Consider the following 15,769-nt stretch of genomic DNA (forward strand, 5'->3'; position numbering starts at 1 on the left):
CCGACGGTACCTTGCCGAGCCCCTCGTTCGGGCCCCCCTTGGCGCGGTTCACTTCGCAGCGAACCGCGCCAGGGAACGGCAGACGATACAGCGGTACGTCAGACAACCGCCGAGTTGTTCATCTTCCGGGTGGAGATGATCTGGTCGATCAGGCCGTACGCGAGCGCGTCCTCGGCCGTGAGGATCTTGTCGCGCTCGATGTCCTCGCGGATCTTCTCGATCGGCGTGGTCGAGTGCCTGGCCAGCATGTCCTCCAGCTGCGAACGCATCCGGAGGATCTCCTTGGCGGCGATCTCGAGGTCCGAGACCTGTCCGCGGCCGGTCTCGCTGTAGGGCTGGTGGATCAGCACACGGGCGTTCGGGAGCGCCATGCGCTTGCCCGGGGTGCCGGCGGCCAGCAGGATCGCGGCGGCCGAGGCGGCCTGGCCCATGCAGACCGTCTGGACGTCCGGCTTCACGAACTGCATCGTGTCGTAGATGGCCGTGAGGGCCGTGAACGAACCACCGGGGCTGTTGATGTAGACCGAGATGTCACGGTCGGGGTCCATCGACTCCAGGCACAGCAGCTGCGCCATGACGTCGTTGGCTGAGGCGTCGTCGATCTGCACGCCGAGGAAGATCACGCGCTCCTCGAACAGCTTCGCGTACGGGTCGTACTCACGCACGCCCTGCGAGGTGCGCTCGACGAAGCGCGGGATGACGTAGCGGGACTCCGCACGAGGACCGGTGTACTCGGCCTCCGTGCGGGCGAAGAGGCCGCTGCCGGGGAAGTCGTTCACTGTGTCTCCTGAAAAGCCTGAAAAGGGCTGAGCGGTCGGCTGGGGGCCGCGCCGGGGCCCTGTGTCGCCCGGGGGCGACGAGGGGCCCTGTGCCGCCTCCGGGGGCACTGGAGGGGCTTACGCCGCCCCGGTGCCGCCGCCGCCCGGCATTCCGGCAGCGGTGGGCATGATGTCGTCGATGAGGCCGTACTCCTTGGCCTCGATCGGGTCGAACCAGCGGTCGCGGTCCGAGTCACGAGTGATCTGCTCGACGGTCTGACCGGTGTGGAAGGAGGTCAGCTCCGCCATCCGCTTCTTGGTGTGCAGCAGCCGCTCGGCGTGGATCTTGATGTCCGAGGCCGAGCCCGCGAGACCCGCGGACGGCTGGTGGATCAGGATCTCGGCGTTCGGCAGGGCGAAACGCTTGCCGGGCGTACCCGCGCTGAGCAGGAACTGGCCCATCGAGGCCGCCATGCCCATCGCGATCGTCACCACGTCGTTCTTGATGTACTGCATGGTGTCGTAGATCGCCATGCCGGCCGTGATGGATCCGCCGGGGCTGTTGATGTAGAGGTAGATGTCCTTGTCCGGGTCGGAGGCAAGGAGCAGCAGCTGCGCCGTGATCTTGTTGGCGATGTCATCGTCGACCGCCTGGCCGAGGAAGATGATCCGCTCGCCGAGCAGTCGGTTGTAGACCTGGTCGCCGAGGCCACCACCGATGGGGTCGCCGGCAGCTGTGGGCATCAGATTCGTCACGTATCCACCTGCTCGTCTTACGACGGCGCCGGGCCGTCTCACGTCTTCTGCTGGGGGCGTGGGACCCCGGTGCTGTACACCGCTCGGGGCGGCTTCGGGGACTCCCCTGCCCTCGTCTTCATGGACCCTAACGCGCGGGTCCCTCCGGGGAATCCCGCAGAGGGAACTGTTCGCTGTGAGCGCATGCGCTGCGCTGGCCTGACCGGGGTTTTGATCCCGTCCCCGGAGGGGCTCAGGGAGCCCGTCAGGGCCTCGGAGGACCGCGCCGTCCGATGGCCCCGGGGCCCTTGGCGCGGCTGCGGGGCGGTGGGGGTCGCTCGCGCGGTTCCCCGCGCCCCCGGTAGGCCGATGGGCCCCGGAGACGAGAACGTCTCCGGGGCCCATCGACATACAGAGCTACCGGCGTACGGATCTGCCGGCGTACAAGATGAGGTGATCAGGCCTCGGGCTTGTCCTCGGCCTCGGCCTCGGCCTCGGTGGTGGCCTCGACGGTCTCGGCCGTCTCGTCCTCGTCGTCGTCCAGGTCGACGACCTCACCGTTGGTGTCCTTGACCGTGGCGGCCTCGACGACGACCGCGAGGGCCTTGCCGCGGGCGACCTCGCCGACGAGCATCGGGACCTGGCCACCCTCGACGACGGCCTGGGCGAACTGGTCGGGGGACATGCCGGAGGACTGCGCGCGCCGCATGAGGTGCTCGGTGAGCTCCTCCTGGTTGACGTTCAGCTTCTCCTTGTTGACGAGCTCGTCGAGGACGAACTGCGTCTTGATGCCCTTGACCGCGGCGTCCTTGGTCTCGGCGTCGAACTCTTCCTCGGTCTTGCCCTGGATCTCCAGGTACTTCGCGAGGTCGAGGCCCATCTGGCCGAGCTGGTGGTGCTCGAGGTTGTGCTTGCGGGTGTTGATCTCGTCCGCGAGCAGCTTCTCGGGAACGGGCACCTCGACCAGCTCGAGCAGCTTCTCCAGGACGCGCTCCTGGGCCTGCGTGGCCTGGTCGTACTGCTTCATGTTCTCGAGGCGCTTGCGGCTGTCGGCCTTCAGCTCGTCGAGGGTGTCGAACTCGGAGGCGAGCTGCGCGAACTCGTCGTCCAGCTCGGGCAGTTCACGGGCGGCGACCTGGGTGACCTTGACGATGACCTCGGCCTCCTTGCCCGTGGCGGAGCCGCCCTTGAGCTCGGAGGTGAAGGTGGTCTCGCCACCGGCCTCCAGGCCCTTCACGGCGTCGTCGATGCCGTCGAGCAGCTCGCCCGAGCCGATGGTGTACGAGACGCCGCTGGCGACGCCGTCCTCGAGGACCTCGCCGTCGACCTTGGCCTCCAGGTCGAGGGTGACGACGTCGTCGTCCTGAGCGGCGCGCTCGACCGGGGAGGTCGAGGCGAAGCGCTCACGCAGGTCGGACACGGCCTTCTCGACGTCCTCGTCGCTGACCTCGACGGCGTCGACCTCGACCTCGATGCCGGAGTAGTCCGGGATCTCGATCGCGGGACGGATGTCGACCTCGGCGGTGAAGTTCAGCGTCTCGCCGTCCTTCAGCTCGGTGATGTCGACCTCGGGCTGGCCGAGGACGTTCAGCTCAGCCTCGTTGACCGCTTCGGTGTAGAACTTCGGGAGCGCGTCGTTGACGGCCTCTTCGAGCACGGCGCCGCGACCGAACCGCTGGTCGATGACGCGCGCCGGGATCTTGCCCTTCCGGAACCCCTTCACCGTGACCTGCTGGTTGATCTTCTTGTACGCCGCGTCGAGGCTGTCCTTGAGCTCCTCGAAGGGCACCTCGACAGTGAGCCGAACCCGGGTCGGGTTCAGGGTCTCCACGGCGCTCTTCACGGTTCGGTCTCCTTGTGGCTGACTTCTTGGGGGGTTCTGCTGCGTGCTTCCGCCGGTCGGGCAGGTGCCCGGGGCGGATGCGCGGCCCTTGAGAGACGTAACAGTGCAGACATACGGGCACGCAGTTTGCATACTAGCCGCAGGCAGTACACGCCCCAAAAGGTGATCTTGCCGAGGCAGGGCCCCGGCTGGTTCTGCCGGTGGTCGGGGTGGCGGGATTTGAACCCACGGCCTTCCGCTCCCAAAGCGGACGCGCTACCAAGCTGCGCCACACCCCGTCGGTGCGACACGTAGGGTACATGCCCGCAAGCGGTGCGGCTGCCGCATTTCGCCGGGCCGACACGGCGGGCGACGCGGAAGGAAACGGGGTGTGCGCCGAGGGGGGCCGACCCGCTACGATGCATCCAGTGCCGCGGTCGCTGACCTGCGGCGCACCCTGTGCGGGCGTAGCTCAATGGTAGAGCCCTAGTCTTCCAAACTAGCTACGCGGGTTCGATTCCCGTCGCCCGCTCCATATGACGTAGGGCCAGGCCAGAGGTTCGTTCCTCTGCCTGGCCCTTGGTCGTTCCCGGGGCTTTGCGCGTGCCGGCCGGCCGCCGCTCCTCTCGCACGGCCCGTCGAGGGCCCGAGGGCCGCATCAGGGGTGCCGCACGCAGAAGGTCCCCCGACGCCGACGCCGAGGCGACCCCCGTCGCAGGTGTCCGCGCAGGGTTCGGTGGCCGGTGGCCTCAGAAACTGATCGAGTTGATCGTCTCCGCTATCGAGTTGAGGAACCGGTTGATGGACGGGGCCATGCCGGTCGACGCGAGGAAGAAGCCGAAGAGCACCGCGACGATGGCAGGTCCCGCCTTGATCGATCCTCCTCGGATCAGTACCACGAGGATGATCGCCAACAGCAGCACCACTGACAGCGAAATGGCCACAACTGATCACACCCTACGGTCGGTCCCGCACTCCCGGCCCGGAGGTGCAGCCCCGCACACCCCCGCCAGAACCATCGTGCCACCAACGAGCCGTTCGTATGCGGCAGGTGACGCATCGTTGGCCAAGGACAGACCCAAGAGCTGCCCAAGGACCCACCGGTTCACGGCGGCTCCCGCACGTGCGCGCCCTCGCGCCGGGAGCCGACTCCGAAGCCCCGTACGGCAATTCGGCAGTACCCCTCACAGAAAATTAATAGAGGTCGTTGCCATGTCCACACACCCTGTTCGCAGGTAATTCGAATTGTTGCCACAGGCACACCGCGGACGCCCGAGACGGGTAACTAAAGCCTAATGAACCGGACATATGACCAGAGTCGCCCGCGGGCGTTATGCACTATTTAGTCAGGATGAAGCGGGACAGAACACCCCTTCCTGGCAAGGGAATCGGCATACGCGATCTTGTGCGAATCCACAGGCACACATCTTCAAATCCGGGGTAGACGCAGGCGATAAGCAGGAATGAGATCGAAGGTTTTACGAGAACACACAGAGAACGCTAGGGTGCCTCAGATGTCCCACGACGCCACGTCTCCCGTATGCGCAGCGAGGCTCAGGACCGTCCCCGGAAGTTCGTGGCGGGAGGGCCTGTGACCAACACACTCCGACCCCAGGGCCGCACCGGGTCGCCACTCCCTCCGGCGGTGCAGCCGAAGGACGGGGTGCCGAGTCAGCGCTCGCCCCAGCCGCCTCCCGCGGCGACCTCCGCGACCGCGGGCCCGGCACCGGGCGGCAAGCCCGGCAAGAGCCGCGACGCCTTCTTCGACAACGCCAAGTACCTGGCGATCGTGCTCGTGGCCATGGGTCACACCTGGGAGCCGTTGAAGGGACAGAGCCGCACGGTCGACGCGCTCTATGTCGTCGTCTACGGCTTCCACATGCCGGCCTTCATCATCATCTCCGGCTACTTCTCGCGGAACTTCGACATGCGCCCCGACCGCCTGAAGCGGCTCGTCACCGGCGTCGTCGTCCCCTACGTCCTCTTCGAGACCGCGTACTCGCTGTACGACCGCTATGTCGGAGGCAACGCGGACCAGTCGATCAGTCTGCTCGATCCCTGGTATCTCACCTGGTTCCTGATCGCACTCTTCATCTGGCGGCTGACGGCCCCGCTGTGGAAGCTGGTCCGCTGGCCGGTGCCGCTGGCGCTGGGCCTCGCCGCGCTCGCGTGCGTCTCGCCGGAGATCGGCAACGACCTGGACCTCCAACGGGTCCTGCAGTTCCTGCCCTTCTTCGTCCTCGGTCTGGTCATGAAGCCGGAGCACTTCCAGCTGGTGCGCCGCCGAGAGGTGCGCGTCCTGTCGGTGCCCGTCGTCGCCGTCGCCCTGGCCGTGGGCTACTGGGCGGCGCCGCGCATGAACGACTCCTGGTTCTACCACCGTGACGCGGCACAGGAACTCGGTGCTCCGTGGTGGGCGGGTGTGGTCATGACGCTGGCGCTCTTCGGCTGCTCGCTCCTGCTCACCGCGTGCTTCTTCGCCTGGGTCCCCGGGCGCCATTACTGGTTCACGGCGCTCGGCGCCGGCACGCTGTACGGCTACCTCCTGCACGGCTTCGTGGTCCGCGCCTCCCGGCAGTGGAACTGGCTGGACCACAGCTGGGTGCAGACCCCCGTCGGGGAGATCTTCGTGACGGTCGTCGCGGCGGCGTTGATCACCGTGCTGTGCACCCGGCCGATCCAGCGGATGTTCCGCTTCGCGATGGAGCCGAAGATGGCGTGGGCCTTCAAGCAGGACGCGGCGGAACTGGCCCGGGAGCGGGCCAAGGTCAACGCCGGCGCCAACGCCTAGGGAGACGCGCACGACCGGCCGGCGGGACCCGACCCGCCACTGCGCGGCCGGTCGGCGAGGGACATGACGCAGGGCGGGCCCGGGAGAGATCCCGGGCCCGCCCTCGTGCGTGGGCGCGGGTGTGCTCTCCGGTGGGCGGCACGAAGCGGCCGACGAGCAGCGCGGACACGTGGCGGCGCGGGCAGGGCCGTTCAGGCGGGCGGGAGTCCCAGCAGGGAACGCATCGCCGTGTACTTCTTCGTCAGGCGGGCCCGGGTGTGCTCGTCGAGGACCGCGAGCCGGACCGGGTCCGCGTTGTGCGCCAGGTCGGACGCCTTGACCAGGAGGGCGCCGCGGGTGGTGCGGATGCGGCGCGCGTAGGCCTCCGCGGACTCGCCGTCCTGTTTGGTGAGCGCCAGCACGATGTCCTTCGTACGAGGGGTCAGCGCGGCCTCGGTCAGCCACTCCTCGGAGAGGGCGTCGTCCTCGACCGCGTCGTGCAGCCAGGCCGCCGCTATCTGGTCTTCGTCGCCGCCGCGTTCGCGGACGCCGTCCGCCACCGCCTGGAGGTGCTCGGCGTACGGGCGGCCGGCCTTGTCGGTCTGGGCGGCGTGCGCCGTGCGGGCGAGCGCCTCGACTTCGGCGAGGGTCAGGAGAGGTTGCGTCACGGGTTCAGTGTCCCCTCGGAACACGTCGCTGCCTCCTTCTTGCCGAAAACCGTGATGTCCGGGGCCTGCCGTCCCGACCGGGCCCCGGATCGGACCCGGGCCCGGGTCCCGGTTCAGCGCGCCGAGGTCAGGCCCTCGCGGCAGATCAGCAGCAGGGCCCGGTCGTCGTTGACGTCCTTGGCGACGGCCTCGATGAGATGCCAGGCGGCTCCGTGGAAGCCGCCGGCGACATAGCGGTCGGCCTCGCCGGTGAGCCGGTCGATGCCCTCGACGATGTCGCGTTCGGCGGTTTCGACCAGACCGTCCGTGAACAGCATCAACACGTCTCCGGGCCGGAGCGAGCCCTTCACCGGGTCGAACTGGGCGCCGTCGTACACACCCAGGAGGGGGCCCTCCGCGGCCTTCTCCTCCCAGCGGCCGCTGCCCGCGCTGAGCTGGAGGCCCGGCGGGTGGCCGGCGGAGAAGAGTTCGTAGTCGCCCGAGTCGAGGTCGAGCACCAGGTGGATCGAGGTGGCGAAGCCCTCGTCCCAGTCCTGCCGCAGCAGATAGCCGTTGGCGGCGGTCAGGAAGGCGTGCGGCGGGAGCGAGCCGAGCAGGCCGCCGAAGGCTCCGGACAGCAGCAGGGCGCGGGAGCCGGCGTCCATGCCCTTGCCGGAGACGTCCGTGAGCACGACTTCGAGGGTCCGGCCGCCGTTCGTCCGGGCGGCCACGACGAAGTCGCCGGAGAAGGACTGGCCGCCCGCCGGGCGCAGCGCCATCTCGCGGTGCCAGCCCACGGGGAGCTGCGGCAGCTTGCTCTGTACCCGGATGCGTTCGCGCAGGTCGAAGAGCATGGTGCCGCCGCGTCGCCACGGCACGCCGACCCGGCTGCGGAACTGGGCGATCAGCAGGCCGAAGAAACCGCAGGCCGCGACGACCAGGACCACACCGGGGGTGACCCGGGAGGGGCCCTCTGTGTAGGGGCCGAGCTTCACGGACTCGACTATCAGCGCGGTGGCGGCCGCCGCGTACAGCCCGAGCAGGCTCGCGGGGCGGAGCAGCAGGCCACCGGCGACGATCGGCAGGACGAGGACGGCGGGTGAGCACCACACCGAGTTCACCAGCGTGGTGGCGGCGATCAGGGGGATCGTGATGAGCAGGCCGGCGAGCGCGATCCAGTCGGAACCGTCGCCCCGGAAGTAGTCCACGGCGGATCTGCGCAGCGCTGTGCGGGCCCGGTGCCACTGCTTCTTCAACCGGGCCGCGAACGTATCGGCCTCCGAGCGCCGCTCTCGTCCTGCTGCCATTAGTTCGGGACCCTATCCATCGGACCAGGTGCTTGGCACGGGAGGTCCCACTTGTCCCCCGTCCGAGCGCTCAACTTCACAGAGAACTTCACCGACACGTTCCGGTCCGGGGGCTCGGCGACGGGCGAAATTCCCTCGCTCGTACCGCATTGCCCTGGTAGGCATGGGCTATGACGACTGACGTCCGGGTGCTCCGGCAGGCCGACTGGGACAAGTGGTACGAGAACCTGATCCGCGCGTTCGGAGGTGTGGCGGAGTCGTCCGAGGAGCGCGAACTGTGGAACGCGCTCACAGAGTACGACCGTTCGCTCGGCGTGTGGGACGGCGAGGAGTGTGTGGGTACGGCGGGGGCCTTCTCCTTCCGCGTCACCGTCCCGGGCGGCGCCTCGGTGCCGGCCGCCGGAGTGACGATGGTGAGCGTGGCCGCGACGCACCGGCGGCGCGGGGTGCTCACCGCGATGATGCGGCGGCAGCTGGACGATCTCCGTGCGGGAAACGAGCCGATCGCCGTGCTGACCGCGTCGGAACCGGCGATCTACGGCCGGTTCGGCTACGGCATCGGGACCCTGCAGATCAACGCCGAGATCGACACCGGACGCGTCCGGCTGTCCGTGCCGCCCGGGACGGACGACGTACGACTGCGGTACGCGGCGCCGGGCGATGTCCTCGACGTGTGCGAGGCGGTGTACGCGCGGCGGGTGCCGGAGCGTCCGGGGATGCTGGCCCGCCAGCCGGGCTGGGAGCGGCTCCAGGTGCTCGACCCGGAGGGCGAGCGGGACGGCGCGTCCCCCCTGCAGTGTGTGGTCGCGGAGCGGGACGGCTCGGTGGTGGGCTACGCGCGCTTCCGGGTCAAGCCGGGCTGGAGCCCGGCGGGGCACGACGGCGTGGTGCGGCTGGAGGATCTGGAGGGGATCGACCCGCCGGCGCGGGCCGCCCTGTGGCGGTTCCTGCTCGACGTCGACCTGACGACGACGTTGCACACCCGGGGCCGGCCCGTCGACGAGGACTGGCAGCACCTGGTCTCGGACATCCGGCGCTGCCGGGTACGGATGAAGGACGCGCTGCATGTGCGGCTCGTCGACGTCGGCGCGGCACTGGAGGCGCGGACCTATCAGGCCCCGGTGGACGTGGTGTTGGAGGTCGAGGACTCCTTCTGCCCCTGGAACGAGGGGCGTTGGCGGCTCATCGGGGACGCGAAGGGCGCCTCGTGCGTGCGGACCGGCGATTCACCCGATCTGGCGCTGTCCGTGAGGGAGTTGGGTGCGGTGTATCTGGGCGGTGTGCCGCTCGCCTCGCTCGCGGCGGCGGGGCGGGTGCGGGAGCTGCGCCAGGGTGCGCTGGCGGAGACGTCGATGGCGTTCACGTCGGTGGTCGCGCCCTGGCTGCCGCACGGGTTCTAGCGGAGAGCGGGGCACTGGCTCCGGGCCGGGCCGGTGTCAGGCCTGCTGGCAGGCCGGGCACCAGAACAGGTTGCGGGCGGCGAGACCGGCGGTGCGGATCTCGCCGCCGCACAGGTGACAGGGCAGGTTGGCCCTGCGGTACACGTAGACCTCACCGCCGTGGTCGTCCACGCGCGGGGGCCGGCCCATGACGTCGGGGGTGTGTTCCGGGCGGACCGTGTCGATGCGGTTGGTGCGGACGCCCTCGCGCATGAGGTCCACGAGGTCCGCCCAGATCGCGTCCCACTCCCCCGCCCGGAGGTCCTTGCCCGCGCGGTAGGGATCGATGCCGTGCCGGAAGAGGACCTCGGCGCGGTAGACGTTGCCCACGCCCGCGATGACCTTCTGGTCCATCAGCAGGGCGGCGATCGTCGTACGGCTGCGGGAGATCCGGCGGTAGGCCGCCGCGGGGTCGGCGTCGGGGCGCAGCGGATCGGGGCCCAGCCGGTCGTGTATCGCGCCCTTCTCCTCGTCGGTGATGAGGGCGCAGGTGGTGGGGCCGCGCAGGTCGACGTACGCGGTGTCGTTCGCGAGGCGCAGGCGGACGGTGTCGGTGGGCGGCGGGGCGGGGGTGGCGCCGAAGCCGACCTTGCCGAAGAGGCCGAGGTGGATGTGGATCCATTCGGCGTCGCGGAAGCCGAGGAAGAGGTGCTTGCCATGGGCTTCGGCGGTGGTGAGGGCGGACCCGTCGAGGAGGGCCGCGGCGTCGCTGAACTTGCCCTGGGGGCTGGTGATCCGGGCCGCCCGGCCGCCGAACGCGCCGAGGTAGTCCTGGGCGAGCCGGTGAATGGTGTGCCCCTCGGGCACGGGTCCTCCTGGTTGTCCTTCGTCCCGGGGCCCGGTTTCCCGGGCCCGGAACGGTTCCGCGGTCCTACGGCTGCTGCGGGTGGTGGGCCGGGATGGGCGGGAGTTCCCGCGTCGTCTCGTAGTCCGCGAGCATCTGGATGCGGCGGACGTGCCGCTCCTCGCCGGTGAAGGGGGTGCCGAGGAAGGTCTCGACGAACTTCGTCGCCTCTTCCTCTGTGTGCATGCGGGCGCCGACGGACATGACGTTGGCGTTGTTGTGCTCGCGTCCCAGAGCGGCGGTCTCCTCGCTCCAGGCGAGTACGGCCCGTACGCCGGCGACCTTGTTCGCGGCGATCTGCTCGCCGTTGCCGGAGCCGCCGATGACGATGCCGAGGGAGCCCGGGTCCGCCACGGTGCGCTCGGCGGCGCGGAGGCAGAACGGCGGGTAGTCGTCCTGGGCGTCGTAGATGTGGGGCCCGCAGTCGACGGGCTCATGGCCCGCGGCCTTGAGCCACTCGACGAGGTGGTTCTTCAGTTCGAGACCGGCATGATCGGAGCCGAGATACACACGCATGGTCCGAGTGTGTCACGCCGGTCCCGGTCCGGTCTCGTCGGGGCCGACGGCCGAAAAACGTGAGCAATACTACAGAACCTCAAGGAAACCTCAAGTAACGATCTGGATTCAAAGGTTCACGAATTCCTTTGCCTCCGTTTCACTGGACCAACTCGTACGCCGGTCCACACGATGGAGCGACGCGTTCCCCATACACCGCTCGTACGGATGGGACGCCGTGTACGGGAATCTGCTCATCCGGCGCAAAGGAATCCCCCCTCATGACCTCGCAGCCGACCCCCACGAAGGCCGCACAGGCCCCAGGAGGCCCCGGAGAACCCGGTGGCGGCCTCCAGGCCGGACTCAAGAACCGTCACCTGACGATGATCGCCATCGGCGGTGTCATCGGAGCCGGACTCTTCGTCGGGTCCAGCACCGGCATCGCCACCACGGGCCCCGGCATCCTCCTCTCCTACGCGCTCGTCGGCACGCTCGTGGTGCTGGTGATGCGGATGCTCGGCGAGATGTCCGCCGCCAACCCGACCTCGGGCTCGTTCTCCGCGCACGCCGACCGCGCGCTCGGCCGCTGGGCCGGCTTCTCCATCGGCTGGCTGTACTGGTTCTTCTGGGTGGTGGTGCTGGCCGTGGAGGCCACCGCCGGCGCCACGATCCTCGAAGGGTGGATGCCCGCCGTACCGCAGTGGGGCTGGGCGCTCATCGTGATGATCGTCCTGACCGCGACGAACCTGGTCTCGGTGGGTTCGTACGGCGAGTTCGAGTTCTGGTTCGCCGGGATCAAGGTCGTGGCGATCGGCGCGTTCATCGTCGTCGGCGCCCTCGCGATCTTCGGGGTGCTGCCCGGTGTCCACGCCGACAAGGCGGGGGTGGGCAACCTGACCGAGCACGGCGGGTTCCTGCCGCACGGGCCCGGCGCGATCCTCACCGGTGTGCTGCTGGTCGTCTTCTCCTTCATGGGCAGCGAGATCGCGACGCTCGCGGCCGGCGAGTCCTCGGACCCGCAGCGGGCCGTCACCAAGTCGACGAACAGCATCATCTGGCGTATCGCCGTGTTCTACCTGGGCTCGATCCTCGTCGTCATCACGCTGGTGCCGTGGAACGACCCGTCGATCAAGGGCAAGGGCTCGTACGTCGCCGCCCTGGACTCCCTCGGGATCGCGCACGCCGGTCAGATCATGAACTTCATCGTGCTGACCTCGGTGCTGTCCTGCCTCAACTCCGGTCTCTACACGGCCTCCCGGATGGCGTTCTCGCTCGGTGAGCGCGGGGACGCGCCCAAGGCCTTCGCCCGGACGACCCGCCGCGGTGTGCCGATGATCGCCATCGTCGTCTCGGTCGTGTTCGGCTTCGTCGCCGTCTTCTTCAACTACAAGTTCCCGGACTCGGTCTTCCTCTTCCTGGTGAACTCCTCCGGTGCGGTCGCCCTGTTCGTGTGGCTCGTCATCTGCTTCTCGCAGCTGCGCATGCGGAAGATCATCCAGCGCGAGGCGCCGGAGAAGCTCGTCGTGAAGATGTGGCTCTACCCGTACCTGACGTGGGCGACCGCGGCGGTGATCGTCTTCGTCCTCGGTTACATGCTGACCGACACCGAGCACGACGGCCGTACGACCGTGCTGCTGTCGCTGCTGGTCGCGGCGATCGTGCTGGTCATCGCCGTCGTCCGGCAGAAGCTCGGCGCAGGTTCTTCCTCGGCCGCGCGACCGCTCGCGAGCGCGTCCCGCGACGAGGAGCAGGCCGAGGTCGGCGCCTGACCCGCCCTCCCGGCCTGAAGGGAGAGGGGCCCGCGGCACTGCGCCGCGGGCCCCTCTCCCTGTATCCCCGGTGTGTGCTCGGTCCTTCTTCCTTGTGCTTCCTCTTCCTTTTCCGTGCGCGCTGCCGCCGGGGGGGTTCACAGCACGGTGAAGCTCTTCTTGACCCGGTTGTAGGTCGCGACGGCCTGGTCCTCGACGTCCCGGTGGTACCAGGTGTTGATCTGGTACGACTTCCCCTCGACGTCGAAGCCGAGCAGCCGGGCGTGCCAGCTCACGCCCTTTATCGTGAACGTGTACTCCCAGACGATCGCGGGCCGGCCCTGGAACGTCGTCTCCTCCAGCCGGATCTTCCGGTAGTCCCGGCCCTGCCGGGCGTTCTGCTCCGAGGTCTGCCAGGTGTCCATCAGGTTCCCCTTGGCCAGGGAGGACTTGGCCGCGAGTTCCTGTGCGCCGTCGGGCGAGGTGTAGTGCACCTCCGAGCCCGTCTGCGGCTCGCGCCGCCAGTCCTTCGGCGTCACCCACGCGTATCCCCCGGCCTCCCGGTGCGCTCCCGGGGGCAGGCTGGGCGGGCGCGAGGTGCCCTCGACGGTGGGCGAGGCGTTCGTGGGGCCTCCGCCCGTGGACGAACCCGTGGGCGAGCCGGTCGCCGCGGACGAGGCTCCCGGCGAGGCGGCACTCCCGCCCTCGGGTGATCCGCCGCCCGACAGCGCGATGACGATCCCGGCGACCGCCCCCGCGAGGACCACGCCGGCGGCCGCCAGGACGACACGGCGCCTGCCGCCCCGCCCTCCCGGCGCGGTGCCGTCGCCGCCCCGACCGCCGTTGCCCACGACGTCGACGTCGCCGTACCCCGCTCCGGGCCCCGGCGCCGACTGCGGTGCGGGGCGCGGGAGTTCACCCTGTGCCGGCAGTACGGACACCGGGGCGGTGGGCAGGTGGGACGGGGTCTCCGAGCGGGGTTCCCCGCTCGGCTCGGACGCGGCTTCGGTGGAGGCGTTGGCCGTGGCCGGTTGTTCGCCGTCCCGGGTGACCGCCTCGGCGTGGCTCGCCGGAACGTCCTCCGCGGAACGTGCCCGGCGCCGCTTGCGGAAGTCGGGCGCACTCCTACGGGTCGGCGTACGCGGGACCGGGACGGCGTCCTGTACGGAGTGGTCCTGCCGTGGAAGGGAGGCGGGTGTTCCCTCGCCCGTGCGGACATCCACCCCGGGCGAGGAGTCCTCCACCGGGTCGTCCGTCGGTGACTCCTCCGGGGGCGGCACGGCTTCGGGAAGGTCCGCCGGAAGCTGCGTCGCCCGGACGCGCCGGGCGTCCAGCAGCGCGCGCGTGGGCGACGGGGCGGGCCCGGACTCCGGGCCGGGAGCCGGCTCCGGTCCCTGTACCGGATCGGCCTCGGGAGGAGCCGGCTTGTCCGTGGGATCCGGGGCGGCCTCGGACATCTGCCCTGCTTCGGGGGCGGGTTGACGCGAGCCATGGCGTTCGCGGCCGGGCTCGCGCGTCGGCGACGGGCCGGGGAGGGGCTCCGAGGCCGGTTCGGGAGTGGTGGCCGAGACCTGGCTCCGGGCTGTCACGGGCCGGTGCGTGGGGTGCGGTTCGGATGCGGATACGGAGGGGGAGCCGGACGCGGACGGCGTGGGGATGGGCGGTTCCGGCACAGGGGTGGATGGAGCGGTGGGCCGGGAATCGGGCTCCCGCACGGGCGGCGCCCCAGTGCGCTCGGGGATCGGCTCGCTCGGGGAGACGACAGTGGGGCGGTAGCCCGGGCCGGCATCCGGTCCCCGGCGAGGACGGGGGGCGCGGTCGGCGCCGGGTTCGCGATCCGGACTCGGGGTCACCCCGGAGCCCTCGCCGTGGCCGGTGCCCGGCGGGGGTGCGGACCCGGGAGCCTGCGCGGAACGCGGACCGGCGGTGCGGGCGGGCTCCGGTCCGCGATCGGGACCCTGGGCCGTCGCCGGGGGCCGACCGTGCTCGGTGGCCGGAGGAGCCGCGTGGCCTCGTCCGTCTCCCGCGCCCGGAGTCGCCGGGCCGTGTACCGGAGTCGGGGGCCTCTGGGGGGTCCGGTCCTGCTCCGGGGCCGAAGGACCGTGGGGGGCCGGGCCGTTGCCGGGGGCGGAGGTGCGGCCCGGGTGGTGCTCGGGGGTCGAAGGTCGCCGGGGTCCGGGCCCGTGCCCGGAATCCGGAGGGCGCTCGGCGGCCTCGTCACGTGTCCGGCCGTACGCGGGGCCGAACTCGACGCCCTGGGTGAAGTCGTACTCCGGGCCCTCCGTCGACGGGCGGGTGGCTGCCGTGCCGGGGGCCGGCGGCCGGGCGATCTCCCCCAGGGCGGCCTCCAGTTCCTCCAGGCCGGGCCGGGTGTCCGGCTCCTTCTCCAGGAGGGCGGCCAGGATGTCCCGCAGCGCACCGGCTCCCGCGGGCAGGACCGGCTCCTCGTAGAGGACGGCGTGCAGGGTCGCGTACGTGGTGGCGCGGGAGAACGGGGAGCGGCCGCCGAGGGCCGCGCACAGGGTGGCGCCGAGCGACCACACGTCGGACGGCGGCCCCTGCGGGCGGCCGGAGATCCTCTCGGGCGCCATGTAGTCGGGGGAGCCGACGAGCATGCCCGCCATGGTGAGCGCCTCGGCGTCCTGCAGCGCGGCGATGCCGAAGTCGGTGAGGACGACACGTCGCCGGCCGGCGCGCTCGACCAGCACGTTGCCCGGCTTGATGTCGCGGTGCAGCACTCCCCCGGCGTGCACCTGCCGCAGCGCACCGACCAGTTCGAGACCGACGCGGGCCGCCTCGCGCGGGTCCAGCGGGCCGTCCTCGGCCACGACCCGTTCGAGGGAGCGGCCGGCGACGAGTTCCATGACGATCCACAGCCGCTCGCTCGCGTCCACCACGTCGTAGATGCGGACGACGCCGGGATGGTCGATCCGGGCCGTGGCCCGTGCCTCGCGCAGGGTGCGCTCCCGACGCGTGCGGGTGTCCTCGGGATCGAGTCCGTCTATGCGCATTTCCTTGACCGCGACCTGCCGGTCGAGCATTTCGTCGGCGGCGCGCCACACCCGCCCCATTCCCCCCTGGCCAATACTCTCGACCAGTCGATAGCGCCCGGTCACCAGTAATCCCGGAACACCACCCTGTACGTTCGCCGACAATCCCCCCACCCCCTCAACATCAGCCACATTCGCCCGTAACAGCAGAAAC

Annotated in this window: 12 protein-coding genes and 2 tRNA genes; 4 read left to right on the top strand and 10 right to left on the bottom strand. The window is 70.2% G+C overall.

Annotated features, from left to right (window positions below):
- Positions 1-98 precede the first annotated feature (98 nt).
- The 4 genes from ABZT74_RS08870 to ABZT74_RS08885 form a co-directional block, all read right to left on the bottom strand.
- Positions 99-779, bottom strand: a complete 681-nt coding sequence (locus tag ABZT74_RS08870; RefSeq protein ID WP_355863422.1) for an ATP-dependent Clp protease proteolytic subunit — start codon at positions 777-779, stop codon at positions 99-101.
- Between the two features lie 117 nt (positions 780-896).
- Positions 897-1,502: an ATP-dependent Clp protease proteolytic subunit gene (locus ABZT74_RS08875; protein WP_060897745.1), complete on the bottom strand. Its 606-nt coding sequence runs from the start codon at positions 1,500-1,502 to the stop codon at positions 897-899.
- Positions 1,503-1,950: 448 nt separating this feature from the next.
- A complete protein-coding gene (tig, locus tag ABZT74_RS08880) occupies positions 1,951-3,336 on the bottom strand; it encodes a trigger factor (protein ID WP_356433839.1) in 1,386 nt (461 codons plus the stop codon).
- A gap of 201 nt (positions 3,337-3,537) precedes the next feature.
- A tRNA-Pro gene (locus tag ABZT74_RS08885) sits at positions 3,538-3,614 on the bottom strand.
- Positions 3,615-3,776: 162 nt separating this feature from the next.
- On the opposite strand from ABZT74_RS08885, the gene ABZT74_RS08890 reads away from it, so the two are divergent.
- Positions 3,777-3,850 (top strand) — tRNA-Gly (locus tag ABZT74_RS08890).
- Positions 3,851-4,064: 214 nt separating this feature from the next.
- On the opposite strand, the gene ABZT74_RS08895 is transcribed toward ABZT74_RS08890, so the two are convergent.
- Positions 4,065-4,259 (bottom strand): hypothetical protein, encoded by a 195-nt coding sequence (locus tag ABZT74_RS08895; RefSeq protein WP_016435177.1) that lies wholly within the window; start codon positions 4,257-4,259, stop codon positions 4,065-4,067.
- Between the two features lie 647 nt (positions 4,260-4,906).
- On the opposite strand from ABZT74_RS08895, the gene ABZT74_RS08900 reads away from it, so the two are divergent.
- Positions 4,907-6,106: an acyltransferase family protein gene (locus tag ABZT74_RS08900; protein WP_356433840.1), complete on the top strand. Its 1,200-nt coding sequence runs from the start codon at positions 4,907-4,909 to the stop codon at positions 6,104-6,106.
- A 191-nt stretch (positions 6,107-6,297) separates the two neighbouring features.
- Here the strand turns inward: ABZT74_RS08900 and ABZT74_RS08905 are convergent, their stop codons facing one another.
- Both ABZT74_RS08905 and ABZT74_RS08910 read right to left on the bottom strand, forming a co-directional pair.
- Entirely contained in the window at positions 6,298-6,753 is a 456-nt protein-coding gene (locus ABZT74_RS08905) for an HD domain-containing protein (protein WP_355863416.1), read from the bottom strand.
- A gap of 113 nt (positions 6,754-6,866) precedes the next feature.
- On the bottom strand, positions 6,867-8,039 hold the full coding sequence (locus tag ABZT74_RS08910; RefSeq protein WP_355863414.1) for a PP2C family protein-serine/threonine phosphatase: 1,173 nt from the start codon (positions 8,037-8,039) through the stop codon (positions 6,867-6,869).
- Positions 8,040-8,209: 170 nt separating this feature from the next.
- Here ABZT74_RS08910 and ABZT74_RS08915 point away from each other — a divergent pair, with 170 nt between their 5' ends.
- Positions 8,210-9,439 (top strand): GNAT family N-acetyltransferase, encoded by a 1,230-nt coding sequence (locus tag ABZT74_RS08915; protein WP_356172843.1) that lies wholly within the window; start codon positions 8,210-8,212, stop codon positions 9,437-9,439.
- Between the two features lie 36 nt (positions 9,440-9,475).
- Here the strand turns inward: ABZT74_RS08915 and ABZT74_RS08920 are convergent, their stop codons facing one another.
- Both ABZT74_RS08920 and ABZT74_RS08925 read right to left on the bottom strand, forming a co-directional pair.
- On the bottom strand, positions 9,476-10,285 hold the full coding sequence (locus ABZT74_RS08920) for a DNA-formamidopyrimidine glycosylase family protein (protein WP_356172841.1): 810 nt from the start codon (positions 10,283-10,285) through the stop codon (positions 9,476-9,478).
- 64 nt (positions 10,286-10,349) lie between these two features.
- Positions 10,350-10,838 carry a ribose-5-phosphate isomerase gene (locus ABZT74_RS08925; protein WP_081217270.1) on the bottom strand — a complete coding sequence of 163 codons (489 nt, stop codon included), beginning with the start codon at positions 10,836-10,838 and terminating at the stop codon, positions 10,350-10,352.
- 260 nt (positions 10,839-11,098) lie between these two features.
- On the opposite strand from ABZT74_RS08925, the gene ABZT74_RS08930 reads away from it, so the two are divergent.
- Positions 11,099-12,586 (top strand): amino acid permease, encoded by a 1,488-nt coding sequence (locus ABZT74_RS08930; RefSeq protein ID WP_355863408.1) that lies wholly within the window; start codon positions 11,099-11,101, stop codon positions 12,584-12,586.
- A 137-nt stretch (positions 12,587-12,723) separates the two neighbouring features.
- On the opposite strand, the gene ABZT74_RS08935 is transcribed toward ABZT74_RS08930, so the two are convergent.
- Positions 12,724-15,681 carry a protein kinase gene (locus ABZT74_RS08935; RefSeq protein WP_356433841.1) on the bottom strand — a complete coding sequence of 986 codons (2,958 nt, stop codon included), beginning with the start codon at positions 15,679-15,681 and terminating at the stop codon, positions 12,724-12,726.
- Positions 15,682-15,769 lie beyond the last annotated feature (88 nt).

It is taken from the genome of Streptomyces sp. NPDC005302 (assembly GCF_040607345.1).
GTDB lineage: Bacteria > Actinomycetota > Actinomycetes > Streptomycetales > Streptomycetaceae > Streptomyces.

Bases quoted from the DNA above. Each gene is read 5' to 3' on its own strand.
- ABZT74_RS08875 (WP_060897745.1), bottom strand. From the start codon at position 1,502: ATGCCCACAGCTGCCGGCGACCCCATCGGTGGTGGCCTCGGCGACCAG.
- ABZT74_RS08910 (WP_355863414.1), bottom strand. From the start codon at position 8,039: ATGGCAGCAGGACGAGAGCGGCGCTCGGAGGCCGATACGTTCGCGGCC.
- ABZT74_RS08915 (WP_356172843.1), top strand. From the start codon at position 8,210: ATGACGACTGACGTCCGGGTGCTCCGGCAGGCCGACTGGGACAAGTGG.
- ABZT74_RS08925 (WP_081217270.1), bottom strand. From the start codon at position 10,838: ATGCGTGTGTATCTCGGCTCCGATCATGCCGGTCTCGAACTGAAGAAC.
- ABZT74_RS08930 (WP_355863408.1), top strand. From the start codon at position 11,099: ATGACCTCGCAGCCGACCCCCACGAAGGCCGCACAGGCCCCAGGAGGC.